Origin of the sequence: Bradyrhizobium sp. Leaf396 (assembly GCF_001424605.1) — a bacterium.
Taxonomy (GTDB): Bacteria; Pseudomonadota; Alphaproteobacteria; order Rhizobiales; family Xanthobacteraceae; genus Bradyrhizobium; species Bradyrhizobium japonicum_C.
Genome location: NZ_LMQJ01000035.1, coordinates 22,779 through 29,073 on the forward strand (window position 1 = coordinate 22,779; position 6,295 = coordinate 29,073).

5 protein-coding genes are annotated in these 6,295 nt (G+C 64.5%); 3 read left to right on the forward strand and 2 right to left on the reverse strand.

Translation table 11 applies throughout. The features are described from left to right. Positions 1–110: 110 nt before the first annotated feature. The 3 genes from pimC to ASG57_RS26575 all read left to right on the forward strand — a co-directional run bounded on the left by pimC (position 111) and on the right by ASG57_RS26575 (position 3,474). Entirely contained in the window at positions 111–1,301 is a 1,191-nt protein-coding gene (gene pimC, locus ASG57_RS26565; RefSeq protein ID WP_024340577.1) for a pimeloyl-CoA dehydrogenase large subunit, read from the forward strand. Between the two features lie 131 nt (positions 1,302–1,432). After that, positions 1,433–2,575 carry a pimeloyl-CoA dehydrogenase small subunit gene (gene pimD, locus ASG57_RS26570; RefSeq protein WP_024340576.1) on the forward strand — a complete coding sequence of 381 codons (1,143 nt, stop codon included), beginning with the start codon at positions 1,433–1,435 and terminating at the stop codon, positions 2,573–2,575. Positions 2,576–2,700: 125 nt separating this feature from the next. After that, on the forward strand, positions 2,701–3,474 hold the full coding sequence (locus ASG57_RS26575; protein ID WP_024340575.1) for an SDR family NAD(P)-dependent oxidoreductase: 774 nt from the start codon (positions 2,701–2,703) through the stop codon (positions 3,472–3,474). A gap of 234 nt (positions 3,475–3,708) precedes the next feature. Here ASG57_RS26575 and ASG57_RS26580 read toward each other — a convergent pair whose 3' ends face one another. Together ASG57_RS26580 and ASG57_RS26585 are read right to left on the reverse strand one after the other, a co-directional pair. Continuing rightward, positions 3,709–4,572 carry a hypothetical protein gene (locus ASG57_RS26580; RefSeq protein ID WP_156402832.1) on the reverse strand — a complete coding sequence of 288 codons (864 nt, stop codon included), beginning with the start codon at positions 4,570–4,572 and terminating at the stop codon, positions 3,709–3,711. A gap of 28 nt (positions 4,573–4,600) precedes the next feature. Continuing rightward, the gene (locus ASG57_RS26585) at positions 4,601–5,959 is read right to left on the reverse strand and encodes an MBOAT family O-acyltransferase (RefSeq protein WP_024340573.1); all 1,359 of its coding nucleotides are present in this window, start codon (positions 5,957–5,959) and stop codon (positions 4,601–4,603) included. Positions 5,960–6,295 lie beyond the last annotated feature (336 nt).

The following is a 6,295-nucleotide window of genomic DNA, read 5'->3' on the forward strand; positions in this document are numbered from 1 at the left end:
CGCGTCAGCGAATGAACCCGGAACCTCGAGCCACGATCTCCGGATTCCGGGTTCGCGCTGCGCGCGCCCCGGAATGACGAATAGGGAATAACGTTTCACAGGAGGATCCGATGGATCTCGCATTCACGAAAGAAGAGCAGGCGTTTCGCGAGGAAGTGCGGCAGTTCTTCCGCGACAACGTGCCGCCGGAGACGCGGCGCAAGATGGTCGAGGGCCGTCATCTGTCGAAGGACGAGATGGTGACGTGGTGGCGCATCCTCAACAAGAAGGGCTGGGGCGTCAGCCATTGGCCGAAGGAATATGGCGGCACCGGGTGGACGGCCGTGCAGCACTACATCTTCAACGAGGAGCTCCAGGCCCATCCCGCGCCGCAGCCGCTCGCTTTCGGCGTCAGCATGGTCGGGCCGGTCATCTACACCTTCGGCAACGAGGAGCAGAAGAAGAAGTATCTGCCGCGCATCGCCAATGTCGACGATTGGTGGTGCCAGGGCTTCTCCGAGCCCGGCTCCGGCTCCGACCTCGCTTCGCTCAAGACCAAGGCCGAGCGCCGCGGCGACAAGTGGATCATCAACGGCCAGAAGACCTGGACCACGCTGGCCCAGCACGCCGACATGATCTTCTGCCTCTGCCGCACCGACAACAACGCCAAGAAGCAGATGGGCATCTCCTTCATCGTGTTCTCGATGAAGTCCAAGGGCGTCACCGTGCGCCCGATCCAGACCATCGACGGCGGCCATGAGGTCAACGAGGTCTTCTTCGACGACGTCGAGGTGCCCATCGAGAACCTGATCGGCGAAGAGAACAAGGGCTGGGACTACGCCAAGTTCCTGCTGGGCAACGAGCGCACCGGCATCGCCCGCGTCGGCGTCTCCAAGGAGCGCATCCGCCGCATCAAGGATCTGGCGTCGAAGGTCGAGGCCGGCGGCAAGCCGATCATCCAGGATCCTGCCTTCCGCGAGAAGCTCGCGGCCTGCGAGATCGAGCTGAAGGCGCTCGAGCTGACCCAGCTCCGCGTCGTCGCCGACGAAGGCAAGCACGGCAAGGGCAAGCCCAATCCGGCCTCCTCGGTGCTGAAGATCAAGGGCTCGGAGATCCAGCAGACCACCACCGAGCTGCTGATGGAAGTGATCGGCCCGTTCGCCGCGCCATACGACGTGCACGGCGACGACGGCTCGAACGAAGCCATGGACTGGACCGCCCAGATCGCGCCGAGCTACTTCAACAACCGCAAGGTCTCGATCTACGGCGGCTCCAACGAGATCCAGCGCAACATCATCGCCAAGGCGGTGCTGGGGCTGTGATTGCATATCACCGCCACGCACGCGCCGTCATGGCCGGGCTTGACCCGGCCTCCACGCCCAGCGGCACGAAACGTGGATGCCCGGCTCAAGGCCGGGCATGACGAAATCAGATACCGGGAGAGTAGAGAAACATGGATTTTGATCTGAACGAGGAGCAGCGGCTTCTCAAGGAAAGCATCGACGGCCTGCTGACCGATTCCTACGATTTCGAGCAGCGCAAGAAGTACATGAAGGAGAAGGGCGGCTGGAGCAAGGCCGTCTGGCTCAAGCTCGCCGAGCAGGGCCTGCTCGGCCTGCCCTTCGCGGAGGCCGATGGCGGCTTCGGCGGCGGCGGTGTCGAGACCATGATCGTGATGGAGGCGCTCGGCAAGGCCCTGGTGCTGGAGCCCTATCTCGCCACGGTCGTGATCGGCGGCGGCTTCCTGCGCCATGCCGGCAGCGACGCGCAGAAGGCGGCGCACGTGCCCGGGATCATCGACGGCAGCAAGACGCTCGCCTTCGCCCAGCTCGAGAAGAACTCGCGCTACGACCTGTTCGACGTCTCGACGACGGCGAAGAAGAAGGGCGACGGCTGGGTGATCGACGGCGAGAAGTTCGTCGTGCTCAACGGCGAGAGCGCCGACACGCTCGTCGTCACCGCGCGCACCAAGGGTGACCGCCGCGACAGAAGCGGCATCGGCGTGTTCCTTGTGCCCGGCAATGCCAAGGGCGTCGGCAGAAAGGGCTATCCCACCCAGGACGGTCTGCACGCTGCCGACATCACCTTCACCGGCGTCGAGGTCGGTGCGGACGCCGTTCTCGGCAATCCCGAGGACTCGCTCGCGCTGATCGAGCGCGTGGTGGATGAGGCCCGCATCGCGCTGTGCGCCGAAGCGGTCGGCCTGATGGACGAGTCGCTGAAGACCACGGTCGAGTACATCAAGACCCGCAAGCAGTTCGGCGTTGCGATCGGCTCGTTCCAGAGCCTCCAGCATCGCGCGTCCGACATGTTCGTCGCCGCCGAGCAGGCCCGCTCGATGTCGATGTTCGCGACCATGGCGGGCGATTTCGAGGACGCCAAGGAGCGCACGAACGCCATCGCCGCGGCCAAGGTGCAGATCGGCAAGTCGGCCAAGTTCGTCGGCCAGCAATCGATCCAGCTCCACGGCGGCATCGGCATGACCATGGAGGCCAGAATCGGCCACTACTTCAAGCGCCTCACCATGATCGAGAACAGCTTCGGCGACACCGACTACCACCAGCGCCGCGTCGCGGACGCGGGCGGGTTGATCTGATAGCTCCGCCGTCATTGCGAGCGAAGCGAAGCAATCCAGACTGTCTCCACGGCGACATCGCTGGCTTGCTTCGTCGCTTCGCTCCTCGCAATGACGGCGCCGTTGGCGCAGCGAGGCAATAACAAATGAAAAACACCCCGTTCGATCTCACCGGCAAGGTCGCCGTCGTCACCGGCTCCAGCCGCGGCATCGGCCGCTCGTCGGCCGAACTGCTCGCCAGGCTCGGCGCCAAGGTCGTGGTCTCCTCGCGCAAGGCGGATGCCTGCAAGGAGGTCGCCGACGGCATCAATGCGGCCGGCGGCGACGCCATCGTCATCCCCTGCAACATCGCGCGCAAGAACGAGGTCGAGGCGTTGATCGCGGGCGCGACCAAGCATTACGGCAAGATCGACATCCTCGTCTGCAACGCCGCGGTGAACCCGTATTACGGCCCGCTGCTCGACATCACAGACGAAGCCTTCGACAAGATCATGGGCTCGAACGTCAAGAGCAACATCTGGCTCTCCGCGCTGGCGATCCCGCAAATGGCCGAGCGCGGCAACGGCTCGGTGATCATCATCTCCTCGATCGGCGGCTTGCGCGGCTCCACCGTGATCGGCGCCTACGGCATCTCCAAGGCTGCCGATTTCGCGCTGTGCCGCTCGCTCGCCGGCGAATGGGGACCGAAGGGTGTCCGCGTCAACTGCATCGCCCCCGGCCTCGTCAAGACTGATTTCGCCCGCGCGCTGTGGGAGGACGAAGCCAATTTGAAGCGCCGCACCGCCACCACCCCGCTCCGCCGCATCGGCGAACCCGACGAGATCGCCGGGGCCGTCGCCTATCTCGCTTCCGACGCCTCGAGCTTCATGACCGGCCAGACCATCGTCATCGACGGCGGCGTGACGACGGCGGCGGTCTAAAACATGACGGGATGAGGGTTGATCGATGCAGCGGCGGAGGTGCACTCCCTCTCCCGCAAGCGGCAGAGGTGAACGACCCGCGGCAATCGATACGAGCTGGAGCCATTCAGCCTTGGAGCGCTTTCGAGCGAAGCGGATACAGGCTCGCGTCGAGAGAACGCGACAAAGCAAGAATCCAGAGCCTCGTTCCGATTGTAGCGGAACGGGCAGGGCTCCAGCCGCAGGGGGCCTCTATCAACGGCGCGTGCCGTCTCGCGCGGCCAGTATACTTTCCATGACGCGGACGACGATCAAGGCCGATCGTTCATCGAGATGCACGCCGTCGGCCCAGCGCAGTTCGCCCATCGGCGGCTCGACCCGCAGCCAAAGCGCGCGATCCGGGAAGGCTTCGCTGGCGATCTCCCGTGTCGTTCGAACCAGGCGCGTGTCCTCGATCTCCGGTGCGAAGGGGACGTGCATGAGGAAGACCTGGCTGCCGCGCCGTTGCAGATCGTCGATGACTCGTCGGATGCGGACCGCATTCGCGCGTGCCGGCGCGGTCGGATCACCGTCGTTCATCTGCTCCCGCGCGCGGTCGAGATAGATCTTGCTGTCGAATGTATCAGGTGGCTGGCTGAGCAGGCGATCGTGCCCGGCGCGGGCCTGGACGGCATCGCGGGCGGCGTGATTCCAGGTTTCATAGGCCGCGACCGCCGTTCGCACCGGACGTAGCAGCAGCGCGTCCGCGCGCGCGCCGCCTGAGAATGCCTCGGTCAGCGCGCGGTCGGCCTCGCGCGAAAGGATGTTCGTCTCGATCAGGACGACCCTGGGCAGGCTTGCCTGCCCGGCGACGATCTCGAGCCCGGTCACCGGCGAGCCTCCGGCCAGCGCCAGATTGCGGACGCGGGGCAGCGAGAAATACTCCTCCTTGAGACGCCACGTCACCGAGCTGCCGACCAGCACGATGTCAGGCGTGGGCTCCCGCACGTAGCGGTTGAGGGTGACGAGGCTGCCGTCGCGGGTGATGACGGCCGGCTGTTGCAGCGCCGAGCCGAAGCGCGCGGTGGCGAGGCCGCAGGCGAGCAGCAGCGCCGCCGCGACGCAAGCACACTTGACCATCCACGAAAGCGTCGGTTCCTGCCGCATGTCAGAACTGGAAGTAGATGAACGCGCTGTCGGGCCCCGCCTCGAGGTAAGCGAGCGCCGCGAGCGCACCATAGAGATATGGCTCCCATCGCCGCAACCGGCCGTCGACGAGCGCGCCGATGCCGATATGCTGGATGATCACCGGCAAGGCGTAGAGCAGGGCAAGGTTGGTGAACAGTTTTGGCGGATTGGGGGCGTCGGTCGCGATGAACATCCCCTGGAGGTAGCCGAGCGCGTGATCGAAATTCGGCAGCTTGAAGAAGATCCAGAGCATCGTGACGCAGAAGAAGACGATTCCCATCCGGATCACGCGCACCGCAGGGCTTTGGTTGCCGATAAGCTTCAGGAACGGCCGCTCGATCACGAGCAGCAGCCCGTGCGCCATGCCCCACAGCGCGTAGCTCAGGCTCGCGCCATGCCAGAGCCCGCCCAGCGTCATCACGATCATCAGGTTGAGATAGGTGCGCCCCACGCCATGCCGGTTGCCGCCGAGGGGAATGTACAGATAGGTCCTGAGCCAGGTCGACAGGGAGATATGCCAGCGCGTCCAGAACTCCGAGAACGATGTCGAGATGTAGGGCAGGTTGAAGTTCACGGGCAGGCGGTAGCCGAACAAGAGACCGAGGCCGAGCGCGATCGCGGAGTAGCCGAAGAAGTCGGCGTAAATCTGGTAGCTGTAGAGGAATACGAGCAGCCAGCGGTCCTGCGTGCGCAGCGTCTCGTAGAGAGGGAAGTCCATGTAGGACGTCATCTCGTTGAGATTGTTCGCCACATACAGCTTGAAGAAGTAGCCGACGAGAATCCATTTCGCGGCCTCGACGAAGGCGACGTCGTTGATCCGCTTGGGCACGATCTGCGGCATGAACTGGGCCGCGCGCGTGATCGGTCCGGACACCAGCTGCGGGAAGAAGATGATGTAGAGGAAGACGTCGCGCAGGGGCACGGTGCGCTTCTCGCGCGTCAGATCGACCAGCAGGCTGATGTTGTGGAACACGAAGAACGAGATGCCGATCGGCAGCGGCAGCCGCAGCAGGAAATCGAGCGGCGCGACGCCGGTCAGAGCGGCGGCACCGGCATCGACGAACAGGAGCTTGTACTTGAAGAACGCCAGCAGGCCGAGATTGAAGACGATGCCGGCCGGCATCCAGACGGTTCGGTTCTCGAACGCGAGCACCAGGCAGATATGCGTTCCGAGCACCGCGACGAGCAGCAGCGGCAGGAGTTCGGGTTGGCCGAAGCCGTAGAAGAACACGCTGGCGGCCACGAGCAGCTGCACCTGGAAACGGCGCAAAGGCGGCAGGTAATAGGCGCCGAACACGACGGCGACGAAGACGCCGAACTGATACGAAGTAAACGTCATGCCGCCCCGTCTTGCCCGGCGAGGCATGTAGCATTTCGGCGGCGTTGGTCCTAGTCTGGTGTTCCTGACTCTCCGCTTGAGGGGGAGGGGCGTCCGCGCGGAGCGCGGGGCGGGGTGAGGCCACAACGGTAGTCTCACCGGATCGACGAAGCGCTGCGCGCACACGACAGGGGGATCACTCGGGGAGGGTCTGTCACCCCACCCCGTCTCACATTCCGCTGCGTGAACTTCCTCCGAATGAGTGGACACCTGTAGTAGGCTCGTTGAGCCTGGAGGTGTTGAATGGAACGTGCACGTCGGTCGTTTACTGAAGAGTACAAGCGCGAGGCGGCGGGG

What these genes read in the sequence shown, in the direction of transcription:
- pimC (WP_024340577.1), top strand. Translation starts at nt 111, where the DNA reads ATGGATCTCGCATTCACGAAAGAAGAGCAGGCGTTTCGCGAGGAAGTG.
- pimD (WP_024340576.1), top strand. Translation starts at nt 1,433, where the DNA reads ATGGATTTTGATCTGAACGAGGAGCAGCGGCTTCTCAAGGAAAGCATC.
- ASG57_RS26575 (WP_024340575.1), top strand. Translation starts at nt 2,701, where the DNA reads ATGAAAAACACCCCGTTCGATCTCACCGGCAAGGTCGCCGTCGTCACC.
- ASG57_RS26580 (WP_156402832.1), bottom strand. Translation starts at nt 4,572, where the DNA reads ATGGTCAAGTGTGCTTGCGTCGCGGCGGCGCTGCTGCTCGCCTGCGGC.
- ASG57_RS26585 (WP_024340573.1), bottom strand. Translation starts at nt 5,959, where the DNA reads ATGACGTTTACTTCGTATCAGTTCGGCGTCTTCGTCGCCGTCGTGTTC.